Here is a 21,541-nt window from a genome sequence, read left to right as displayed (position 1 = left end):
TTCCAGGCGCAGGAGGCGAAAATTCGGGGACGCCTGCCATTCAAATCAAACAGATACGAAACGCCCAGGGGTGTACGCAACAAGCACTAGCTGGACAAATAGGAATGTTGGTGTCCACGATTCGGCGTATCGAATCGGGTTCAACGATGCTAAGTGTAGGCACCTTAATTGAGATAGGCCAAGTGCTATCATTACCTTTATCATCGGAGAGTCGTCAAAACATAGAGATCCTTTTCCCACATTCAAATAAATTGTGATTCTCACATATAAAAATTTAACAATGTGCTGACACTAACTAAGGAAAAAACATCAAAAGACTATTAATCCGATCACAAAGGCGAAATTTTAAAAAAGGATTTACTTTTAAGCTTTTCTGCTAATAAATACCCGGAGCCGGCGTTTAATCCTCCGCCGGGCCACGTGGATGCCCCGATCATATAAAAATGGCTGATCGGTGTTTGATAGCGGGAGTGGCCGACGAAGGGGCGGAATAGAAAATGCTGAAACAGCTGGTGGCTGCCCGCCATATGGTCACCTTCGACAAGATTCGGATCCTCCTGGGGCAGATCCTCCGGGGAAAAGACGTGCCGGCCTGCAATAGTATCCTTCACATTAGGAGCGTATTCCGACAGTTTATCGATAATACGGTCGGCGTATTGTTCCTTGATGGAGGACCAGGGGCCCGGCTCGATTTCATTTAGTGCATCATACTCAGGATGAGCGGGAAGGGAGCGAACCATAATCCATACCGCCGCTTTTCCCTCCGGAGCTCTGCTTGGATCGACGGCGCTTGGCTGTCCGACGATCAGCAGGGGGCTGTCCGGAAGCGTCTCATTCAGCGCCTGGGTATGCGTGCGGGCGAGGTCTGTCACATACGGCGCTATGTGGACATAAGCAGATTGCCCGATTTCTTCCCCGGCGCTCCACTGAAGCGGCTCGTCCAGTGCCAGGTGGATCACCATCGTTTTCGGTCCGTACTGGTAATTGTTTGCTTTAGTGACAAAGGAAGCCGGCAAACGGGCCGTATCGACTAAATGATCAATGATCTGGGTAGGCGTAGCGGTTGCAATGACGTCTCCGGCTTCTATATACGTTCCGTCGTCCAGAATCACTCCTTTGGCTGCGCCATCTTCAACGTAAACTTCATTTACCCAGGTGCTGGTTTGCAGCTCGCCGTCTCTTGCTTCGAGCATCGTTACCATCGCCTGGATCATCGTTTGGATACCGCCGCGGGCAAATGGAATCCCCTCCCGGTAGTGTCCTATGGCTTCTATTAATGGAAAGGCAGCACCCCCGCTGACATCCGGGGCGTAGTCCAATTGGTAGCCCCACGGAACGACCAGTGATTTTACTTTATCATTTTCAAACCAGGAATCGACAAATTGCCGCGGGGTCTTGGCGAGCTGGCTGGAGACCTCCAGGGCGGATTTGATTTTTAAATCAAGCAGCGCCCTGAATACCACAAGACCGGCACGGAGCGAGGGAACCTCCCGGTGCATCAGTTTATATAAATAAGGGGAGACACGGTCGTATAAGGCATCAAAATCTTTCCAGGTCTCCGCATCGGCAAGGGAATAGCTGGCGATATTGCGGTGTGTTTTGGCCGGGTCTTTGTTAATGGCGAGCCCATGCCCCTCGGGAAAAACGCTTGCGTACGGGTGGGGTCCGTAAACAGGGGTGAAGCCATTCGCCTCGAGCTCCCGCTGATTTTCCGAATAAAAACGGGATTTTAAAAACAGGCTGACGTTCATGGAAAATAAATCATGAATAAAGCCCGGAGCGGCTACTTCACCGGATTTAGCAGCTCCCCCTGGGCGGGGTTCTTTCTCAAGCACCAGTACTTGCTTTCCCTGCTTGGCAAACTGAATGGCAGCTGCGAGGCCGTTATGGCCAGCGCCAATGACGACTATGTCATATTTCATGTTTTTCTCCTTTTTACTCATATTATTTATAGCTGTCGGTTGTATAAGGAACTTCTATATCTTTTCCCAGAAAACGACAAAAATAAGAGCCTGATTAGTCGAATTATCGGTTGTGCCCCTTTATTGAGCATTTAAACTTGTGAATTGAAAAATAACAGTATATAATAGATTTATAATATCTATAATTGGAAGTGAAAAACGGAATGAAATTTTCAAAAGCCACCGATTATGCCCTGCATGCGCTGATGTATATGATTCATCGTGACGGGGAGACAACCAAAATCCCGGTCCAGGATTTATCGTTAGCGCTGAATGTCTCTACCACGTATTTATCCAAAGTATTAACGCGTATCGTAAAGGCGAATTACATTAGTTCGACGAGCGGTGCCAAGGGCGGATACAGGCTGCAGCAGAATTGGGAAAACGTGAGCGTGTACGATATTGTAGTTGCGATCGACGGCGTGCAGACGCTATTTGAGGACAGCTTTGATCACGGAGAAGAATGCAGAATTCAGGCGACTATGATGGAAGCACAGGAAAATTTAATCAACACGCTAAAAAACAAAAAGCTGAAGGATTTGACGGTGTAGCAGATTCTTTTGCTTTATTATAATTATAGATAATAAGAATCTTTAATATACAGAAAGGAGTTTTAAAATGATTTATGACGTAATTATTATTGGTGGAGGACCTGCAGGGTTAAGTGCGGCGCTTTATTTTGGAAGGGGATTAAAAAGGGCGCTGATTATCGACGAGGACAAGCCGAGAAATATCGTAACGCATGAAACGCATTCCTATTTAACCCAGGACAGAGTGACTCCGCAGACGTTCCGGAAGCGGGCCAGGGAGGATGCGCTGAAGTACGAGGGCAATACGCTGTTAAATGATAGAGTGACTGCAATCCAACAGCATAATGACGGCTTTATCGTCCAAACGCCAGCGGGTCAGTTTCAATCAAAGCAGGTGTTGGTCGCCTCCGGATTAATCGAACAGCTGCCAGCGATTAAAAATATCGAACACTATTACGGACAAAGCGTCTTTTACTGCCCGTGGTGCGACGGCTGGGAAATGAGAAGCAAAAAGCTTGCCGTCATCAATCCGGATGAACGGGTCTTGCATATGGTTATGCTTCTCTCCAACTGGACAAACCAGCTCGAAGTATTCACCGACGGCCACGACGATTTGACGAAGGAAAGCAAAAAGGTACTCGAGGATAAAAATATCCCTTATCATCTGGAGAAAATAGACGAAATGTCTGGAGAGAAGGGACAGCTGAAGGCGATCAGAATGGCCGGCGGGGAAACGGTGGAGGTAGAGGTTGCTTTTACGTACGTGCACTGGAACACCAACTATGAATTTTTAAGCGGTCTGGACGTGGAGTGGGATGAAAACAACCGATTTGTGCTCAGTCAATTCGGAGAAACCTCCGTGAAAGGCCTGTATGTGGCAGGCGAAGCAAAGGACAATTTTGGGAGCCAGCTGATAGCGGCAGCGGCGAACGGCGGGGAAGTTGCAGGATTCATGATGACGGGGCAGATACAGGAGGCGTTTAACAAAGAAGTGTAAAAGGGGCGGATTTTAAATACCTCCTGAGTGCTATAATAAACCTGAAAGCTAACGAAATGAGGGAGAAAAGTGAACTATCAGGTTGTACACACCACCGTGTTTTCTCTGGAAGAGGGCGGAGGTAACCCGTGCCCTGTCGTTTTAGACGCGGATCATCTTTCCACAAAAACAATGCAGCAGATGACAAAGGAGTTTGCGCATGAGTCAGCCTTCGTTATATCCTCCACCCGCCCGGACTGTGATCTAAAGCTTCGTTTTTTTGTTCCCTCCCATGAGATGGAAATGTGCGTTCATGCCACCATAGGGAGCATCACGGTTTTAGTGAACAAAGGGGCCATTAGCCACTCCCCGGTCATTGTAGAGACCATGCTTGGGCCTGTAAATGTAAAATGGGAAAAGCATGATTCAAAGCTGGAAATAAGTGTCGAACAGTTTTCGCCCGGGTTTCTGAACACCGTTCCGTCGAAAGAAGAAATAGGCAGGGCACTGAATATTAAAACAGAGGAACTGGCGAAATGGCCGGTTCAATCCGTTTCCACGTCCCGTTATAAATTAATTATCCCTTTAAATAGTGTAGAGACGTTGAACATGCTTCGTCCTGATTTTAATTATCTTTGGGATTTATGTGACGAATTCAACACGACCGGCTTTTATCCTTTCGCTATTTCACAACAACATGAAAAATACGTGCAGGCGCGCCAGTTTCCCCGAAGAGCCGGGTATCCGGAAGACCCGGCCACCGGGGTAGCTGCCTCGGCATTAGGCGCCTATTTAACGGTTCATAAGATTTTGCCTCCAGTAGAGGAAGGATGGAATACCTATCGCATCATTCAGGGAGTCGCTATGGGGAAGCCGAGCATGATTGAATCGGAAACGTTTGTACAAGATAATCAAATTGTAAACACCCGTAGCAAAGGAAGTGCCGAAGAATTGAAATAGTGTTTTATACTTTCAGTATGCACCGGAAGCCTCTCGCGGCATAGTACGATTCGGCGCCGTTATGGTAGACGAACGTGCGGCCGTACCGGTGGTCACCAAACAAAGCGCCGCCCCGTTTTCTTATATCCGCAGGTGTCTGAATCCAGCTGGATGTTTTCGTATCGACTGTTTCCAGCTGTTGAAGAGTGTGGTACTGCTCTTCGGTTAAAAGCTCGATGCCCATAGCCTGAGCCATGTCGACAGCACTTGTTTCAGGCTTATGCTTCTTTCTTGCCTCCAGTGCTTCGCGGTCATAGCAGACGCTCCGGCGACCCTTAGGGCTTTCGGTCGAGCAGTCACAGAATAAATATTTATTCTCTTTATGGTCATAGCCAATCACATCCGGTTCTCCGCCGGTCACTTCCATCTCGTTTAATGACCACAGCTTTTCGTCGTCTGCCTCAAGCTTTTTCAGGACAGAAGACCATGTTACCTCTTCATGGCGGTGCATATGCTGTTCGAAACGGTCTTCGAGGATTGCCAGAATGGCTTTCTTCTGTTCGGGAGTAAGCTGCTTGGATGTATCGTTTTTCTCCACCATGGGAAAATCCCTCCTTAAGACTTTACGGGTTTGTAGAAATTATACCATTTCAAAGGGTATTGATTACCCGCCGCGCATAATGGGTATTTATACGAGAGAAAACGGAGGAGCCTGAAGCATCGAAGGAGGAAATAGATTGGCACGTTTACAAAACAAAGTTGCAATTGTGACCGGGGCAGCCGGTGGGATTGGCCTCGGCACTGCCAGACTGTTTGCAGAAGAAGGAGCGAAGGTTATAGCAGCCGACGTTCAGCTCGACCTGCTGCAGGAGGAAGTAAAGAAAATACAGGAAGATGGGGCGGATATCACTGCCTTCGAACTGGATACCACCTCAGAGGAAAACTGGAAAAAAGCGGTGCAACAAGCGGTGGATACCTACGGGCAGGTGGATATTCTGGTAAACAACGCGGGCATCCACTATCCGAGCAAGATTCTCGAAACCTCCCTGGAGGAATGGAATAAAGTCATGAACGTAGATTCGACCGGGTACTTTCTCGGCATGCGCGAGGTTATTCCGGAAATGCAGAAGGCCGGGCAGGGATCGATTATTAATATAGCATCGATGGCTGCCTTAACCGGTTCCGGAGCGGCTGGCGGCAACGGCACAGCCTACAGCGCGGCCAAAGGGGCGATACGTTCAATGACGACGCACGTGGCTGCTCATTTTGCCGAAGAAAGCATTCGGGCGAACAGCATTCATCCCGGCCCGATCCGGACGCCAATCATGGGCGAGCGGCAGAAAACCATTTCAAAGGATAATCAGGACGTTGTGCCTCTTCCGCCTCACCACGGGGAAGCGGTGGACATTGCCTACGCCGCCCTGTACTATGCTTCCGAAGAATCCCGGTTTGTAACCGGGGACGAGATGGTTGTTGACGGAGGCTCGTTAGCGTAATCTCCAGCCTCGTTTCGTTTGTAAATTAAAGACGAAATGCTCTGCGTACATAGACACGCAGAACATTTTTGTTGTTATTCATCTTCATTATTTGGAATTTCTTCCGGCATACCGTCGGACTCCTCATCATCCCCGCAGGCTGAAAGAGAGCTTAAGGGGGCGATCATAAGAAGAGTAACCATAATGATTTTAAGCCACTGTTTCATTAAAATTTACTCCTTTCTTCAGACCATAAGTATTTCTAAACTCTGAGAAATTTTATTAACCATACTACCGATACCCTTTGGATGATTATATGTAACACTATTAACCGGTATGCTTCAGCAGTACTGCCCTTTGGGGAGACAGCTTCGACACCATTTGTCTGCTTATTTTCTATTTATGGATGTCCGCCGTCTGAGCTGTGACTTTCCCATCGACGGAATGCGGACTCGTTTCTGGAAGTCGCGAAATCTTCCGCCGGTAATTAAACCTGTCGGGACGAAAGCTCCCGAAATCTGCGGGGCGAATCGCGGACGAATGCCTGGAAATTCCGGTTAAACGAGCGGAGGCTGCTGTACCCGCAATCTGCAGCAATTTCCCCGATCGGCTGCTGGCTGCTTTTCAGTAAATAACAGGCACGCGATATCCGGTAATAGTTTAAGTATTCGGTAAAGGTCATGCCCGCCATGTGAGCAAACAGCTTGGACAGGTAGGGATAGTCGTACTGTAAATGTTCAGCCACTGCTTTTAACGTACACTCGGCGGCGTAATTAGTATCCACATACAAAAGCATTTGATGAAGAATTTTCGTTTTAGCAGAATACTGGACGGGCTTGAAATCGGTGTTTTCCTCTAACGTACTGCATATGCCGTACAAAAAGCTCTTCTGCCTGTAGACGGAGCCCCGGGACGGCAGCAGCACGTCCGGCGAAAGAGAGAACGTATTATTTACAGGGGTGAAGCCTTTATAATCCATAAAAAAACGGCCGATCAATTCAGGAGAAAAAATAATGATGGTAATCGCGGAATGCCCGACTGTGGTAAATTCATGCATCTGATTGTTAAAAATAAAGGCTGCCTCGTTTTGCTGCAGAAGATACTCTTTGTGGTCAATGGTTACCCGCACCTGCCCTTCATGGACAATAATCAGTTCATAGGCACGGTGAAAGTGAAGCGGAAAGCTGAAATTGGTTAAGGTAACACGTTGAAATGATTCCTGTTCTTCGACTCCATGAGGCTCAAAAAAGACCAAAGCCGGCTCCCCCTTTCAGAAACACTAATATTGTCTTATATTATACTATTTTTTGAATAGAAGCATAAGAAGCTTCCCGCCTATAATAAAACCAGATTGATAGAAGGGGGAAAGCTTCATGGCATTGGAATATCATGTAGCAAAAAATGGCTCTGACAAAAACGAAGGCACACCGAAAAATCCTTTTTTAACAATTAATCGAGCAGCTTCACTAGCCACAGCGGGAGACACCGTAGTGGTGCATGAAGGTGAATATAGAGAATGGGTGAAGCCGCGAAATGGCGGCCGGAGTGAGACCCGGAGAATTACATATACCGCTGCTCCTGGAGAAAAGGCGGTGATTAAAGGTTCGGAACAAATTGACTACTGGGAACAGGCGGAGGGCACGGTCTGGAAGGCAGTCGTCCCAAACACGTTATTTGGCGACTACAATCCGTATACGGAAAAAATATTCGGAGACTGGATCGTTCACAATCCAGGCAGGCATCTGGGCGATGTATATTTAAACGGCATGTCCTTTTACGAATCCGAAACCTTTGCGGAAGTGCTGAACCCCGAAGAACAGAACGAGGTTTTGGACCACTGGACAAAAACGACTGTTCCTGTCCTCGATCCGGAGCAGACGACGTACCGCTGGTATGCGGAAGCAGACAGCAGCCATACGACGATTTTCGCCAACTTTCAGGGCGCTGATCCCAATAAAGAGCTGGTGGAAATAAACGTGCGGAAAGCCTGCTTTTATCCAGAATTGACGGGGCTTAACTATATCACGGTGCAGGGGTTTGAAATGGCCCAGGCAGCAACGCCGTGGACACCTCCGACAGCGGATCAGCCGGGATTGATCGGACCGAACTGGAGCAAGGGATGGATTATTGAAAACAACGTGATTCACGATGCCAAATGCAGTGCAATCAGTATTGGAAAGGAAGCATCCACCGGAGACAATTACCGGACGAGAAGAAAGGACAAACCAGGCTATCAGTACCAGCTGGAATCTGTGTTTATGGCCCGGCATATTGGCTGGAGCAGGGAGCGTATCGGCTCTCACATTATCCGGAACAACACCATTTATGATTGTGGCCAGAACGGAGTGGTCGGTCATCTGGGCTGCGTGTTCAGTGAAATCTATCATAACCACATTTACAATATCGCATTAAAGCGGGAATTTTTTGGCCACGAAATCGCCGGAATTAAGCTGCACGCAGCGATTGATGTCCAGATTCACAGCAACCGCATTCATGACTGCTCGCTTGGAGTATGGCTCGACTGGCAGACCCAGGGCACGAGAGTAAGTAAAAACCTATTTTACAGAAACAACCGTGATCTTTTTGTAGAAGTGAGCAGCGGACCGTATGTGGTGGACAATAATATTTTAACAGCAGACTACGCTCTGGATAATCATGCGCAGGGAGGAGCTTACGTTAACAATCTGATTGCGGGCAAAATGGTGCACAAGAAGATGCTGGACCGGGCCACACCGTATCACGTGCCCCACAGCACGGAGGTAGCCGGATTTGCGCCTGTCTACGGCGGAGACGACCGTTTTTACAATAATATGTTTGTTGGAAAATCGGATTTGAATGATGTGGGCACGTCCCATTTTAACGGTTACACAGCATCGCTTGAGGAATATATCGAAAAGGTGGATCAGGTCGGCGGGGACCATGAAGCGTTCCACAGTATCGAGCAGCCGGTCTATATTAACCATAATGCTTACTTTAATGGAGCGGTGCCGTTTCAAGGAGAGCAGGAGGCATTAACCAAAGATGCTTTTGACCCCCAGCTTACGATAATCGAAAAGGAGAACGAGGTGTATCTGTCCTGTGAACTTCCTGACGAATTTGAACACATGCGCGGTGAGATAAAGCATACAGGAAACCTGGAGCGGGCGCGTATCGTAGATGCAGATTTTGAAAATCCGGATGGAAGCGAGCTCCGGATAGATACCGACTTTTTCGGTAAACAAAAAGCCAAAACAGACGTGCTGGGACCGATTGGGCAGCTGCAGGCTGGTAAGAATGAAATAAAGGTGTGGGGTTAATTTTCAATGGTACGGTGCCTGTTTACCATAAACAGGCACCGTATTTTCTATGAGAGAACGCCAGGTTATTTAATAAAGCGTTTACAAAATAGTTAGTTTGTTTTATGTTGAATACGTATTCAAAAAAAAGGAGGATACTCGATGCCCACTTATTTGAAAAGAGGAAAAAGCGATCAGGAAAAACAGGAGGCGGACACGAAGGTTCAGCAGGCGGTGCAGGGAATCATTCATGACGTAGAGCAGCGGGGAGATGAAGCGGTCCGGGAGCTATCTGAGAAATTCGACAAGTGGTCGCCGGAATCGTTCCGCCTGTCATCCGAAACTATTCAGCAGGTGATCGATGAGCTGCCGCAGCAGGTGATTGATGATATTGCTTTTGCGCAGTCGCAAATTCAAAATTTTGCCCGCTATCAGCGGGAGTCAATTCAGGATATTGAAGTGGAAACACGGCCCGGCGTGATTTTAGGGCATAAAAATATTCCGGTGAACAGTGTGGGCTGCTATATTCCGGGCGGGCGCTATCCGATGGTAGCCTCTTCCCATATGAGTATTGTGACAGCGAAGGTGGCCGGAGTTGAAAGGGTGATCGCCTGCACGCCTCCAAGTAACGGGGAAATACCGGCAGCTACGGTCGCGGCAATGCATATGGCCGGGGCGGACGAAATCTATCTGCTGGGGGGAGTACAGGCAATGACTGCCATGGCTGTTGGCACAGAAACGATTCAGCCGGTGGATATGATTGTCGGCCCGGGCAACGCTTTTGTAGCGGAAGCCAAGCGGCAGCTGTACGGCAGAGTGGGGATTGATTTATTTGCTGGACCGACGGAAACGCTTGTGATTGCTGACGAGACGGCCGACGTCGAAATGGTAGCTACCGATATTCTCGGGCAGGCAGAGCACGGACCAACGTCTCCAGGCGCCCTTATTACAACGTCCCAATCGCTTGCCGAATCTTTGGAGGAGGAAATTGCCCGTCAGTTAAAAACACTCCCGACAGCGGAAGTGGCAGAGCAGGCCTGGCAGGACAATGGTTCTATTATTGTAGTGGAAAATGTGGAAGAAGCAGTCCAGGAAGCGGATAAGCTGGCCTATGAACACGTAGAGGTTCTCACCAGGGACCCGGATTACTTTCTGGAAAATATGACAAATTACGGGGCGCTCTTTCTCGGGCCTGAAACGAACGTCGCCTATGGGGACAAAGTCATCGGCACCAATCATACGCTTCCGACCAAGCAGGCGGCAAAATACACGGGCGGCTTATGGGTAGGCAAGTTTTTGAAAAATTGTACGTATCAGCGCGTAACAAGAGAAGTCAGTGTGGAAATAGGCAAGTACGCCGAACGGCTGTGTGAGCTCGAAGGCTTCAAAGGCCATAAAGCCCAGGCTTCATTACGTGTGCAGAGATACAGTACAACTGACTGAATATCGGCGTGATATTGAGTGGATTATCACGTAAATGATTAATAAAACCAAGTGAACGATTATAAATAAAAGTTTGACTGTTATGGTCCATGTGTTTATAAAATTTTTGAGTGTCTTGAATACGTATACAAAAAAGGAGGGAAGGCCATCAGTTCTAATCTATTCTCTTTAGAAGGGAAAACGATCGTCGTTACTGGTGCTAATAAAGGCATTGGGAAAGAAATAGCGATTATGCTGGCTGAGGCTGGGGCCAGCGTAGCAATGGTAGCCCGGGATGAGCAGGCTTTACAGGAAACGGAATGGTCTATTCAGGATAAAAATCGATCAGCAGCATCATTTCCATTCGATTTAACTAAAATCGACAAACTGGATGAATTGTTCGACAGTATTCACAGACGGTTGGGCCAAATTGACGTGCTTCTGAACAACGCCGGCACGAACATCCCAGCCCCGGCGGAAGAAGTCACGGAAGAGGAGTGGGACCGTATCCACGACATTAATTTAAAAAGCGTTTTTTTTGCCTGCCAGGCAGCTGGAAAGTGGATGCGTGAAGCAGGACACGGAAAAATCATTAATATGTCCTCCCAGATGGCTTTTGTGGGCTATTACAACCGTGCAGCCTATAGCTCGAGCAAGGGAGGAATTACGCAGCTGACCAAGTCACTTGCTATTGAGTGGGCTTCTCACGGCATCAATGTGAATGCTGTAGCTCCGACCTTTATAGAAACACCGATGACAGAAAAAATGTTCGAGGATACAGAGTTTAAAAAAGAAGTGCTTGCCAGAATTCCGCTTGGCAGACTGGCTCGTCCCGAAGACCTTTTTGGAGCGGTGGCATTTCTCAGCTCGGCTTCCTCCGATATGGTTACTGGGCAGACGATCATGGTCGATGGCGGCTGGACGGTTTGGTGAGAAGCTGCAAATAATACACAAACTGAAACTCTTTTGTTTGACGATGCCTGCTGAAGGGAACTCCTGCTGTAGACAAACATCCTGGAGGGATCACAAATGAGCGGTAAAAAAGGTTTTGGCGACAAACTGAAGGGAAATGCAAACAAGGTTAAAGGGGAAGCAAAAGACCGGATGGGAAGCGCCACAAATAATTCCAAAATGCAGCGTGAAGGAAAGAAAGACAAGCTTAAAGGCGTCGCCCAGGATAAAAAAGGCGATATTAAAAACAAGTAATGAAAATGAAAAGAACAGATGCCCCCCCACACTGAGGCTTCTGTTCTTTTTTATTGTTACACAATTTTTACTGGGGTATCCTTGAGACTCTTTGCAGAAACAGTGTAAACAACACCGGCGAGGAAAGCTGTAGCAAGTACGGCTGAGAACACCGGCAGTCCTTCGGTGATTACACCTATATCAAATAGCACAAACTCCGTACCCCAGATGAGGCTTTCAATCAAAAGGAAAAGTATCCCGGCGGCAATAAACCCAAGCCCCGTGAGCCAGCCAAAACGGTAAAATCCGGAAGCAATGAACATTCCGAGCAGATAATACAGCAGCACGGTCACAAAATACGCTGCACTTCCAGGTAAAAGAACTTCGAAAAGTGTATCTGTATCTATCAGATAAAATACTGAAGCATTTGTATTGAAAATAACCGTATCCATAAGGTTAAACACAGCTATTGCGGCTGTGATTACGAGAGCTATAGCAGCGGAAGAAAGTAACGCAGCCTGGTAATAATGTCTTCTTGTCAGTCCATGTTCAATGCAAAATCCCAGAAAGGTATATACAGATACTAAACCAATTACCAGCATATAAACCTTACTCGGTTCATAGGCGAAATTTAGTAAAACAATGTTAAATTCTGCACCCAGGAAAAAAAGGTTGATAAAATGAGCGGCAACCCGAACAAGGTATAAGATGCCAAGAAACCACAGGGTCCATTTGAGCTGCTCTTTTATTATTAGTGGCACAGCTTTATTGTTCCTCATGAAGCTCCCCTCCTTTTGTCATGCTGGTAAATATATCCTGAAGCGTGACTCTGCCTACATCTAATCCGAGCTCTTTTGCTTCCTGGAGAAAATTTTGATCCACTTGTTGAAAAATAACGACAGATTTGGTGCCGCCGAGCTGCCGGGTTTTGACTACGTGGAGCTCCGCGGTGAATTTCTCAACCAGGCTGCTTTCTCCGGTGATCGTCATCCCTTTAGAGATTACGTTTTCATAATCGTCCGCAAGCAACACGCGCCCCTGGTCCAGCATGATTACTTCATCAAACAAATGCTCCATTTCAGATATCAGATGCGTAGACATGATAATCAATCGCGGATGGTTTTCCTGCTCTTTCAAAATTTCTTCGTAGAAAATTTCACGGGAAGGAGCATCCATGCCCGTATAAGCTTCATCAAAAATGGTCACCGGGGCCCGGGACGCGAGTCCGCGTACAGCTTGAAACATAGACCTTCTTCCAGTTGATTGTTTTTTCATAGGGATGCTTAAGTCAAGGCCGAATCTACTGGCGATTCTTCGAGCTGCTTCTATATCGAAAGTATCAATAAGCTCCTCGGCAGTTTGAAGAAGCTCTTCTCCGGATTCGTAGTATTCATCAAAGTTTCGCTGGAACAGGAACTGTACATGCCTGGTCTGGCGGCTGTTCTCAAACAACGGCTCCCCGTTCAGCGTGATCTGGCCGGAAGAATGCTTCCGGTAATTGGCGATAAGGGACAAAAGAGTAGTTTTACCCGAACCATTCCGTCCGATCAAGGCGTAAACCCTGGGCGAATGAAGTTGCAGAGACACATTCGTAAGTGCCTGCTCTTTTCCGTAATACAGATCCACATGGTTTAATACCAGGTTCATATCCATTACTTTTTCATCCTTTCCCGCAGCATATTTACCAGCTCTTCCTCGGACATACGTAATTTTCTGGCCTCTTTCACAAGCTCATCAATATACTCTTCGCCGAAGGCTTTCTGCCTCTTTTTAATTAGTCTTTCTTTAGCTCCTGAAGTAACAAACATTCCTACTCCCCGTTTTTTATATAAAATTTCTTCCTCCACCAGTTCATTGACGCCTTTAGCAACCGTCAGATGGTTCACTTTATAAAAAGAAACCAGCTGGGTGGTTGAAGGCGCCTGCATTTCTTCTCTTAAGCGCCCATCCATTATCTGATCTTCAATTTGCTCTTTAATTTGTTGGAAAATCGGCTTTTTGTTATGAAAATCGGCGTCCATAATATTCACCACCTTAAGCGAAAAGGTAATATGGTTATATATATAAGTATATAACCAATCGATGGAAAGTCAATGATATAACAAGAAAAAAGCTCTGGAATTTTCCAAAGCTTCTTATTTGCCCAATAGCGTATCTTTATATAATATTTTTTAGCAACCTGCGATACGGTTCTTCTCTCACCAGGTGCCCGTAAATAATTTTCAAAAATAATAAAGGCATTAGCCATTCAAAGCCGTGGATGGGAGCTATAACGTATTGGTTCAATAATATAGCATGCAGGATAACTAACATGGAGACAGGTCTTTTTAAGTACAGAGGCGTAGCAATCACAATGGTAGCAGACACCATAAAGAAGAGGTACCATGCAACTCCATACGTTATATTGACAGGAGTAAACAGCAGGCTGACTACTAAAGGGTGAATATGAAGAAAGCTGAATATCCATTTGTTTTTAAAAATGAAACCCTGTTTTCCTTCGTCTGCTTTGCGCCCGGAATGGTAAAAGCGTTTGCCGGAATTGAGGGAATTGCTTATTACGCCTCCGCTGACATCAAAAGCAATAAGAATAGCCACAGCTATTTGAAGAAGGCTCCAGTTTACATAGTCAGTTAAAATAAGAATAAAAAGCAGTAATGGCACAATGAAGCCTGCGCTGTACCCGAGCAGTTTTTCTTCCAAATAAGCCCCTGTGCCATTAATAAAGTCAGGCTTTCCATTATAATCCCAATTAACTCTGGAGTGTTTATGCATTCCTAAGTACCTCCTTTTGGTCAGGCAATATTAACTTCAAAAACGGTAGAAAGCAGGATGGACGTATGAGATAAAAAAAGTTACTACCCGGCATTATCAGGCACGAAAAGCAGGGTGTAATTAATTTATAACCGGTATTCTTTAAATAAGGAGGGTTAGTGTAATGGATAACTTGAGAGAAATGAATAATGCCCTGCAATACATCGAGAATCATTTAACAGAAGCAATCGATTTACAAAAGGCAGCCCTTATCGCCTCCTGCTCGGAATACCACTTTAAACGAATGTTTTCTTCTTTAGCCGGTGTCCCCATATCAGAATATATTCGGCGCCGGCGTTTAACAATGGCAGCGCTGGATCTTCAGAATCGTCAGGTCCGTATCATCGACACAGCGTTAAAATATGGGTATGATTCGCCCGACTCCTTCACGAGGGCCTTTCAGAAGCTGCATGGAATAGCTCCTTCAAAAGTAAAAGAGCAGGGAATTTCTTTAAAAGCGTATCCGAAGCTGACCTTTCAACTATCTGTTCAGGGAGGAAATGAAATGAATTATCGCATAGAAAAAAAAGAAGCTTTTCGTATTGTTGGCATAAGTAAAAGAGTCCCTATCATTTTCGAAGGAGAAAATCCTGAAATTAATGCTATGTGGCAATCATTGAGTGAGGAGAAAATACATGAATTGCTTGCGTTATCAAATGGAGAGCCGGGAGGGATGATACAAGCTTCAACGAATTTCTCTGAAGCACGTATGGAGGAACAGGGTGAATTGGATCATTATATTGGTGTAGTTACTGATAAAACTATTTCAGAAGCGTGGGAGGCGCTGGAGGTGCCGGCTTCCACATGGGCTGTTTTCACCTCGTCAGGGCCTTTCCCGGAGCATCTTCAAACAACGTGGGGACAAATATACTCGGAATGGTTTCCGTCTTCCGGGTATCAGCAAGCTCAGGGTCCGGAAATATTGTGGATGGAGAATAACCAGTTTCATAACCCGGACTTTACAAGTGAAATATGGATTCCGGTAAAAAGCTAAGAACCAATAAAATCTTCAGCTGCAGAACAAGCCCCGCTTTAAACGTGAGCGGGGCTTGCTGCATAAGCTGGGCATATAAAAACAGGCTATCTATTCCCCCAGAAATCAAGCAGAATGCCGTTATCCTTGAGCAGGGCGGAGGCGGCAAGAACGCCGCTTGTGGTTACCATTGGAGATCCGCCGCCGGGATGGGTGGAGCCGCCGGCAAAGTAGACATTTTTTAAATCCCGGGAGCGGTTAAACGGCCGGAGAAAGGCGTCTTTACGCCGGTTGGACGCGAGTCCATAAATAGAACCTTTATACGAGCTAAACGTTTCTTCAAGATAGGAAGGCCCAAGCACTTGTTCTTCGACAATATAGGGGCGCAAACAAAGCCCGAATTGTTCGAGCTTATCATAGACAAGGTTTTTGTAGGACTGTTTTTCCTCTTCGGCCATGGCTCCCCCCGGAAGAGGCGGAGCATTAATAAGAATAAACAGGTTATCGCCATCCGGTGACTGTCCGCGCTCGCTATATGAGGAGTTGCTGATATAAACAGTAGGGTCCTGGGGAAAGCTACCATGCTTCAGCTGTCTGAACTCCTGGGGGTAGTCGGCAGAAAAGTAGACCTGGTGATGCTTTAACTGCGGCAGGCGGGTATTTAGCCCTGCCATGATTACAAATGCGGAAATCGATGGCTCAGGATCTTTTGGAACTGTCCGGTTTTGTTGACCGGAAGCGGAAAAAAGCAAAGGATACTGGCTGAGAAGATCACCATTCAGCAGCACACTGTCTATTTCCATGGAGCCGGAGGCGGCATGCACCGTCTGGGCACGGCCATTACGGGTGGAGACGTGATGCACAGGATCATTGAAGGAAAAGGTGACGCCAAGCTCTTTAGCCGTGTCGTAAAACGCATCGGCAATTTTTACATTTCCGCCCGGAGTATAGTATACGCCATCAGCAAGCTCAAGATGGGCGATTAATGCAAATGTCGCCGGGGCGTCGTACGGAGAAGACCCGATATACGTGGCATACCGGTCAAACGCCTGCTGGACATCCGGATGCTTGAAAAAACGCCGGTGGAAAGCATGCATGGAAGTGGCCGGACGGACTTTGCGAATGGCGAAGGCGAGTCCGGGAGAAAGGTAATCCCGCGGAGACTCAAAGGTGCGCTGCAGAAAATTTTCAATAGCAAGCGTGTAAAGCCGTTTGACTTCCCGGAGATAGTCATCGTACCGGCCGGCGTCGGCTTCTGAAAGACGGGCAATAGCCCGTTTTGTTTCTACGGCGTCTGAAGAAATCTCGAGCGTGCTGCCATCAGGGAAGTAATTTCGGGTGTGCTCCGACAGCTGCCTGAATGGCAGGAGTCGTTCGGGAACTCGGCCGGCAAAAGCGAGCACCCGGTGGAACACGTCCGGCATCGTAATGGTATTCGGTCCGTAATCAAAGGAATGGGTTCCTAATTGAAACGGGCGGAGCTTGCCTCCCGCCCGTTCATTTTTTTCAAATACAGTAACCTTTTCACCGGTTTTAGCCAGTACAATGGCCGCGCTTAAGCCACCGAGACCGGCACCGATAATAGCAGTAGTCATTGATAGGTACGCCCCTTCCAGGAATAACCTTTTTTCGTTTTATCCAAATAAATTGAATAGAGCAGCACGGCAATCATTGCTCCGGAGGAAAGAGGCTGAATAAGCACTGTCCACCACGGGTGTGATGCCTTTATCGTAATCGCTGCACGCAGGGCAGCAGTCAGAACGTATGGAATGGCAAGCTGCCAGTCGAGCATGGAAATGGCAGCCAGCAGAAGTAAGGCCGGCATGATAAAAAAAAGAGTATGCACAGCGATGACAGCTGATGCAATAGGCATCGAGCGGCCGATACCTGGAAAAATATTTTTGCTGAAGCCAAGCCAGGCTTCCCGGCTCGACGTATACATATAGCAGGTCACGACGTGGCCTGGAGAAACGAGCAGCGTTTTCAGGCCGCTTGATTTCACATTTTGGGCAAGAGCCATATCATCAACAAGAGCATTTTTAACAGCGGCATGGCCGCCGGCCTGGTCGTAGGCTTCCCGGCTGAAAAATAAAAAAGCTCCGTGTGCTGCAGTAAAGGACCGCCAGGTGGTGCGGTTGGCAGCCGCTACAGGCAGATGGGCATATACGACAACATGCTGCATATACACAAGCAGTCGTCCCCAAAAGCCCTCAGTTTCAAATTGAGGGAAGCCGGTGACAAGGCCGGCATGGTGTTTTTGAAGTGCCCCTTCGGCCCAGCGGAGGGCATCCGCGTGGAGGCGCACGTCGGCATCGATAAAACACAAGTACTGGCCGGAGGCTTCCTGGGAAAGCTGATGGCATGCATGCACTTTGCCGTTCCATCCTTCCGGAAGTGCCGCCCCATCAATGTAGCGGGCGTTAGGCCAATGACGGACGGCTTCCTGGAGAAGCATTCTTGTACGGTCGGTGGAATGGTCATCCAGAAAAATAAATTCTGTTTTTAAGTCATCGGCCTGGCGGAGGCTGCGCACGAGTGCCGGAAGGTTTCGTTCTTCATTCCGAAGCGGTACAAGCACGCTGATTACGCCCGGGCGCTTTGGAACAGAAAAAGTAGCAAGAGAAGGAAGGGTCCACACATTAATGATCGTAAACAGTGTCCAAAAGCCGAGGACAAATACGAAGATCCATATCAACATGGCGGGCGTCCTTTCTATTTTTTCTGGCGGAGGGAAGTCCAGCAGCTGCTCATTGTCTGCGACCCACTCAAAACGGTAGTGTAATTCTCCAGATGCTCATAGGCGATATCTTCGCGCATCTCGTCCCACTGGTGTTGAAGATGACTTTCCAGCGCGTCCTGGGCAGCCGCTCTCGATGCGAGATTCTCCGGCGTCCGCGGAAGCGGAGGGCCAATATTAATGAAGATTTCCGGCTTTTGATGATGCAAAAAGGTATAGTGCATCGTAACCGGCACAAACGGCACATTCACCCGGGGGAGAAGATAGGAAATACCGGGCTGGAGGGTGATTGGAAACTGGTCGGCATGAGTTTCTGCCCCCTGCGGAAACAGCCAGACGTGATGGCCATTTACGAGCTTGTCCTCCGTGTAGCGGAGAGCATCGATAATATCGCGGCGGCTGCTGCGGTCCACCGAGTAGGCGCCAAGCCTGCGGAAAAACGGAAATTCGCGAAGCCCTTCCTCGTCCATCATGACGTAGCCGGGATGGCGGAACCAGTATTTATTTAAAAAATATATTAAAAGTCCGTCCCACCAGTTGCTGTGATTTACGTAAAAAAGTGCAGCATCGTCGGTGTAGATGCTGTTGTTGTGCATATGTACGGCAGAAAAATGCTTTTGGATCAAGCGCCGGTCATACAAATAAAACAACTTTTCAAAAAGCGGTTGTTTATTTTCTGTAATCATCTGCGCACCCCCTGTGTTTGGCTGTAGGAATAGAATACAGGTTTAAATTATTACAAAAAGAAGGTATATACAAATAGAATAGAATTCTATTCCTTATTCATGCCCATTTAAAACGTACAGTATAAACACACGAAAAGGAAATGACCAGCTGTTTTTGGTCTCCTGGGCGGTACCTGGTAAAAGAAATTTTCAAAAGTTTGTGCACAGGAGGCAAGTTCGTTACACTTACTTAAGCATGCCCACAGCTTGTATCCGGTTGTGAATATACACAAAGGAAGTGAATGAAATGTTAAAAAAATTATTCGGAAAAGAACAAAAACCTGTAGACGTTACAATAAAATCACCAGTCAGCGGAACTTTCGTTGATATTACAGAAGTGCCGGACCCGACATTCTCGGAAAAAATGATGGGGGAAGGCTTTGCTGTCGATCCATCAGAAGGAATTATACTTTCTCCGGTTAAAGGGAAGGTGGAACAGATTTTTCCTACGAAGCACGCCATCGGAATTCGTTCCGAGGAAGGGCTGGATGTACTAATTCACATCGGCCTTGAAACGGTATCACTCGACGGAGAAGGATTTACATGTAAAGTCTCTGAAGGCGACAGCGTGGAGGAAGGCGAGCTTTTGATGGAGTTTGATATGGATGTGATCAGCGAAAAAGCCGCCAGTAAAATCACGCCGGTCGTATTTACTGAAGGCGATCAGGTGGATAATATTCAGATGCATAGTGAAAACCGCCTAAAAGCGGGCGAGACCGTAGTGGCGACCGTCACTGTAAAAAAATAATAAAGCAAAAAGAATCCAGCCGCAGTGCGGCTGGATTCTTTTACGGGGAGCTATTCAACGACAACGCTTCCCGGATCGAGAAACAAAATAGTTACAAGGGCAAGCAGAAAGCAGTAGATCGCAAAATAGGTCAATTTGCCTTTGTTTAAGAAATTAATCAGCCAAATAATGCCGAGCCATGAGGTTATGAGCGATGCGATAAATGCAGCAACGAGTGACACCGCTCCAATAGAAGCGAGGCTGCCGTCGGTAATATCGCCGAGAGCGAGAACGGTTGATCCTAAAATAACCGGGATAGAAAGCAGAAATGAAAACCGGACCGATGTCTCCCGGTCCAGGCCGGAGAAAAGCGCCGCAATCAGCGTGCTGCCGGATCTTGAAATTCCGGGGATGACAGCCACCGTCTGGGCTAGGCCGACGATGAGTGCGTCCAGCGTGGTCATTTCATCAACTGTGCGATTTCCGATCGTATAGGCCCGTTCGATGACAATCAGGAAAATACCAGTCAGCGTAAGCGATATTGCAATCATCACTGGGGTTTTCAGGGCGCTGCCGAGAGAATCCTCGAGGAAAACACCAAGAATGCCGGTGATGACGGTCGCAAGTACTATGTATAAACAGAGGAAAAACTCGGGACGGTCCTCGCGCCGACGTTTGGCAATGTACCGGAAGAACACCTGAATCAGGTGAACGATGTCTTTGCGAAAATAAAAAATCACGGCTACGATTGATCCTAAATGCAGGAAAATTTCGAATGACAGGCCGGGGATCGAATGGCCGAGGAGAAATTCTGCGATGATGATATGGGCGGTGCTTGAAATCGGCAGGAATTCTGCAATTCCCTGGACGATTCCTAGAAAAATAGCTTCAAAAATATTCATGGGGTCCAACTCCTCCATCAGATTACTTGGATAGTGTAGCAAATCTGGTGATAATTAGGAAGAGTGAAAATAAGCGAATGACTATTCTCACAGCCAGTCAAAGACTGGTAAACTAAAACAGCTGAATCATATATGATGCAGAAAGGGCGTTTTTGATGGAGTTCACAGAAAAAACTACGAAGAAGGAAACGATATTTGAAGGAAAGGTCGTTGATTTATCAGTTCACGACGTAACGCTCCCGGACGGCAGGAGCAGCAAACGGGAAGTAATTAATCACAGTGGTGCGGTTGCTGTGGTGGCGGTGACGCCAGAACAAAAAATAGTTATGGTGAAGCAGTACCGCAAGCCGCTTGAAAAACCGCTGGTGGAAATACCGGCAGGAAAACTGGAAGGAACCGACAGTCCCGAAGAGACGGCGGCACGGGAGCTGAAGGAGGAAACTGGATACACTGCAGGACGCCTGCAGAAAATCGCTTCGTTTTATACCTCTCCCGGTTTTGCAGACGAAATCGTTCACCTGTATGAAGCATTCGACTTGGAAGCTGGTGAGCCGGAAACCGAAGAAGATGAATTCATTGAACTAATAGAAGTAAGCCTGGAGGAGGCGGATGAATTGATCCAGAAAGAAGAAATTCATGATGCCAAAACCATGTATGCGGTCCAGTATGTAAAAACTATTCTGGATAAAAAGTAATTGAGATTGAATATCGTCATTTATTTGTCACATGGCGTTTTCATTGATAATCAATGCCCGATACACTGAAATTGCGGAAAGAAAGAGACTTATATGCAAATTTCATGCCAATTTATTTAGAATAATTTTAAAATGAGAATGGTTATCGTTTTTATATTGACAGGCTTATTTAAAATTATTATAATAAGTTTATTACCCTTGAAGGAAT

24 protein-coding genes are annotated in these 21,541 nt (G+C 47.1%); 12 read left to right on the top strand and 12 right to left on the bottom strand.

Annotated features, from left to right (window positions below):
• The first annotated feature begins 38 nt into the window (after positions 1–38).
• On the top strand, positions 39–257 hold the full coding sequence (locus tag CHL76_RS17440; RefSeq protein WP_079476666.1) for a helix-turn-helix domain-containing protein: 219 nt from the start codon (positions 39–41) through the stop codon (positions 255–257).
• A 72-nt stretch (positions 258–329) separates the two neighbouring features.
• Here CHL76_RS17440 and CHL76_RS06225 read toward each other — a convergent pair whose 3' ends face one another.
• Positions 330–1,943, bottom strand: a complete 1,614-nt coding sequence (locus CHL76_RS06225) for a phytoene desaturase family protein (RefSeq protein ID WP_143745447.1) — start codon at positions 1,941–1,943, stop codon at positions 330–332.
• A gap of 182 nt (positions 1,944–2,125) precedes the next feature.
• On the opposite strand from CHL76_RS06225, the gene CHL76_RS06220 reads away from it, so the two are divergent.
• From CHL76_RS06220 to CHL76_RS06210, 3 genes are all read left to right on the top strand, one after another.
• Positions 2,126–2,512 carry an RrF2 family transcriptional regulator gene (locus CHL76_RS06220; protein ID WP_094908132.1) on the top strand — a complete coding sequence of 129 codons (387 nt, stop codon included), beginning with the start codon at positions 2,126–2,128 and terminating at the stop codon, positions 2,510–2,512.
• A gap of 67 nt (positions 2,513–2,579) precedes the next feature.
• A complete protein-coding gene (locus CHL76_RS06215; RefSeq protein ID WP_079476663.1) occupies positions 2,580–3,488 on the top strand; it encodes an NAD(P)/FAD-dependent oxidoreductase in 909 nt (302 codons plus the stop codon).
• Positions 3,489–3,557: 69 nt separating this feature from the next.
• Positions 3,558–4,427: a PhzF family phenazine biosynthesis protein gene (locus CHL76_RS06210; RefSeq protein ID WP_079476662.1), complete on the top strand. Its 870-nt coding sequence runs from the start codon at positions 3,558–3,560 to the stop codon at positions 4,425–4,427.
• 4 nt (positions 4,428–4,431) lie between these two features.
• On the opposite strand, the gene CHL76_RS06205 is transcribed toward CHL76_RS06210, so the two are convergent.
• Positions 4,432–5,007 (bottom strand): DUF4256 domain-containing protein, encoded by a 576-nt coding sequence (locus CHL76_RS06205; RefSeq protein WP_079476661.1) that lies wholly within the window; start codon positions 5,005–5,007, stop codon positions 4,432–4,434.
• Positions 5,008–5,143: 136 nt separating this feature from the next.
• On the opposite strand from CHL76_RS06205, the gene CHL76_RS06200 reads away from it, so the two are divergent.
• Complete coding sequence (locus CHL76_RS06200) at positions 5,144–5,902, top strand: SDR family NAD(P)-dependent oxidoreductase (RefSeq protein ID WP_079476660.1); 759 nt, start codon at positions 5,144–5,146, stop codon at positions 5,900–5,902.
• A gap of 74 nt (positions 5,903–5,976) precedes the next feature.
• Here the strand turns inward: CHL76_RS06200 and CHL76_RS17355 are convergent, their stop codons facing one another.
• The gene (locus CHL76_RS17355; RefSeq protein ID WP_261763919.1) at positions 5,977–6,108 is read right to left on the bottom strand and encodes a hypothetical protein; all 132 of its coding nucleotides are present in this window, start codon (positions 6,106–6,108) and stop codon (positions 5,977–5,979) included.
• Between the two features lie 260 nt (positions 6,109–6,368).
• The gene (locus CHL76_RS06195) at positions 6,369–7,136 is read right to left on the bottom strand and encodes a helix-turn-helix transcriptional regulator (RefSeq protein WP_094908131.1); all 768 of its coding nucleotides are present in this window, start codon (positions 7,134–7,136) and stop codon (positions 6,369–6,371) included.
• A 118-nt stretch (positions 7,137–7,254) separates the two neighbouring features.
• Between CHL76_RS06195 and CHL76_RS06190 the strand changes: the two genes are divergently transcribed.
• From CHL76_RS06190 to CHL76_RS06175, 4 genes are all read left to right on the top strand, one after another.
• Complete coding sequence (locus tag CHL76_RS06190; RefSeq protein ID WP_186807337.1) at positions 7,255–9,177, top strand: right-handed parallel beta-helix repeat-containing protein; 1,923 nt, start codon at positions 7,255–7,257, stop codon at positions 9,175–9,177.
• A 141-nt stretch (positions 9,178–9,318) separates the two neighbouring features.
• Positions 9,319–10,599 carry a histidinol dehydrogenase gene (gene hisD, locus CHL76_RS06185; protein WP_094908130.1) on the top strand — a complete coding sequence of 427 codons (1,281 nt, stop codon included), beginning with the start codon at positions 9,319–9,321 and terminating at the stop codon, positions 10,597–10,599.
• A 102-nt stretch (positions 10,600–10,701) separates the two neighbouring features.
• Positions 10,702–11,511 carry an SDR family NAD(P)-dependent oxidoreductase gene (locus CHL76_RS06180; protein ID WP_307725191.1) on the top strand — a complete coding sequence of 270 codons (810 nt, stop codon included), beginning with the start codon at positions 10,702–10,704 and terminating at the stop codon, positions 11,509–11,511.
• Positions 11,512–11,607: 96 nt separating this feature from the next.
• On the top strand, positions 11,608–11,784 hold the full coding sequence (locus CHL76_RS06175) for a CsbD family protein (RefSeq protein WP_094908128.1): 177 nt from the start codon (positions 11,608–11,610) through the stop codon (positions 11,782–11,784).
• A gap of 56 nt (positions 11,785–11,840) precedes the next feature.
• Here CHL76_RS06175 and CHL76_RS06170 read toward each other — a convergent pair whose 3' ends face one another.
• The 4 genes from CHL76_RS06170 to CHL76_RS06155 all read right to left on the bottom strand — a co-directional run bounded on the left by CHL76_RS06170 (position 11,841) and on the right by CHL76_RS06155 (position 14,535).
• The gene (locus CHL76_RS06170) at positions 11,841–12,542 is read right to left on the bottom strand and encodes a hypothetical protein (RefSeq protein WP_094908127.1); all 702 of its coding nucleotides are present in this window, start codon (positions 12,540–12,542) and stop codon (positions 11,841–11,843) included.
• Complete coding sequence (locus CHL76_RS06165) at positions 12,529–13,416, bottom strand: ATP-binding cassette domain-containing protein (protein ID WP_094908126.1); 888 nt, start codon at positions 13,414–13,416, stop codon at positions 12,529–12,531. Before CHL76_RS06165 ends, CHL76_RS06170 begins: the two co-directional genes overlap by 14 nt.
• Positions 13,416–13,784 (bottom strand): GntR family transcriptional regulator, encoded by a 369-nt coding sequence (locus CHL76_RS06160; protein ID WP_079476652.1) that lies wholly within the window; start codon positions 13,782–13,784, stop codon positions 13,416–13,418. The genes CHL76_RS06165 and CHL76_RS06160 overlap by 1 nt, the downstream gene beginning before the upstream one ends.
• Positions 13,785–13,920: 136 nt before the next feature.
• A complete protein-coding gene (locus tag CHL76_RS06155) occupies positions 13,921–14,535 on the bottom strand; it encodes a hypothetical protein (protein WP_094908125.1) in 615 nt (204 codons plus the stop codon).
• Between the two features lie 163 nt (positions 14,536–14,698).
• Here CHL76_RS06155 and CHL76_RS06150 point away from each other — a divergent pair, with 163 nt between their 5' ends.
• Positions 14,699–15,568 (top strand): AraC family transcriptional regulator, encoded by an 870-nt coding sequence (locus CHL76_RS06150; RefSeq protein WP_079476650.1) that lies wholly within the window; start codon positions 14,699–14,701, stop codon positions 15,566–15,568.
• A gap of 86 nt (positions 15,569–15,654) precedes the next feature.
• Here CHL76_RS06150 and CHL76_RS06145 read toward each other — a convergent pair whose 3' ends face one another.
• From CHL76_RS06145 to CHL76_RS06135, 3 genes are read right to left on the bottom strand one after another with little or no spacing between them, the layout of a single operon-like run.
• A complete protein-coding gene (locus CHL76_RS06145; protein WP_094908124.1) occupies positions 15,655–17,142 on the bottom strand; it encodes a phytoene desaturase family protein in 1,488 nt (495 codons plus the stop codon).
• A complete protein-coding gene (locus tag CHL76_RS06140; RefSeq protein ID WP_094908123.1) occupies positions 17,139–18,245 on the bottom strand; it encodes a glycosyltransferase family 2 protein in 1,107 nt (368 codons plus the stop codon). Before CHL76_RS06140 ends, CHL76_RS06145 begins: the two co-directional genes overlap by 4 nt.
• 14 nt (positions 18,246–18,259) lie before the next feature.
• On the bottom strand, positions 18,260–18,970 hold the full coding sequence (locus CHL76_RS06135; RefSeq protein WP_079476647.1) for a lysophospholipid acyltransferase family protein: 711 nt from the start codon (positions 18,968–18,970) through the stop codon (positions 18,260–18,262).
• Positions 18,971–19,256: 286 nt separating this feature from the next.
• Here CHL76_RS06135 and CHL76_RS06130 point away from each other — a divergent pair, with 286 nt between their 5' ends.
• Positions 19,257–19,757: a PTS sugar transporter subunit IIA gene (locus tag CHL76_RS06130; RefSeq protein WP_079476646.1), complete on the top strand. Its 501-nt coding sequence runs from the start codon at positions 19,257–19,259 to the stop codon at positions 19,755–19,757.
• Between the two features lie 50 nt (positions 19,758–19,807).
• On the opposite strand, the gene uppP is transcribed toward CHL76_RS06130, so the two are convergent.
• The gene (gene uppP, locus CHL76_RS06125; RefSeq protein WP_079476645.1) at positions 19,808–20,638 is read right to left on the bottom strand and encodes an undecaprenyl-diphosphatase UppP; all 831 of its coding nucleotides are present in this window, start codon (positions 20,636–20,638) and stop codon (positions 19,808–19,810) included.
• A 152-nt stretch (positions 20,639–20,790) separates the two neighbouring features.
• On the opposite strand from uppP, the gene CHL76_RS06120 reads away from it, so the two are divergent.
• Positions 20,791–21,333, top strand: a complete 543-nt coding sequence (locus CHL76_RS06120) for an NUDIX hydrolase (RefSeq protein ID WP_371862242.1) — start codon at positions 20,791–20,793, stop codon at positions 21,331–21,333.
• Positions 21,334–21,541 lie beyond the last annotated feature (208 nt).

It is taken from the genome of Marinococcus halophilus, assembly GCF_002265875.1.
Taxonomy (GTDB): Bacteria; Bacillota; Bacilli; order Bacillales; family Marinococcaceae; genus Marinococcus; species Marinococcus halophilus.
The sequence above is the reverse complement of the archived record's forward strand: the minus strand, read 5'-3'. Positions and strand labels throughout refer to the sequence as shown.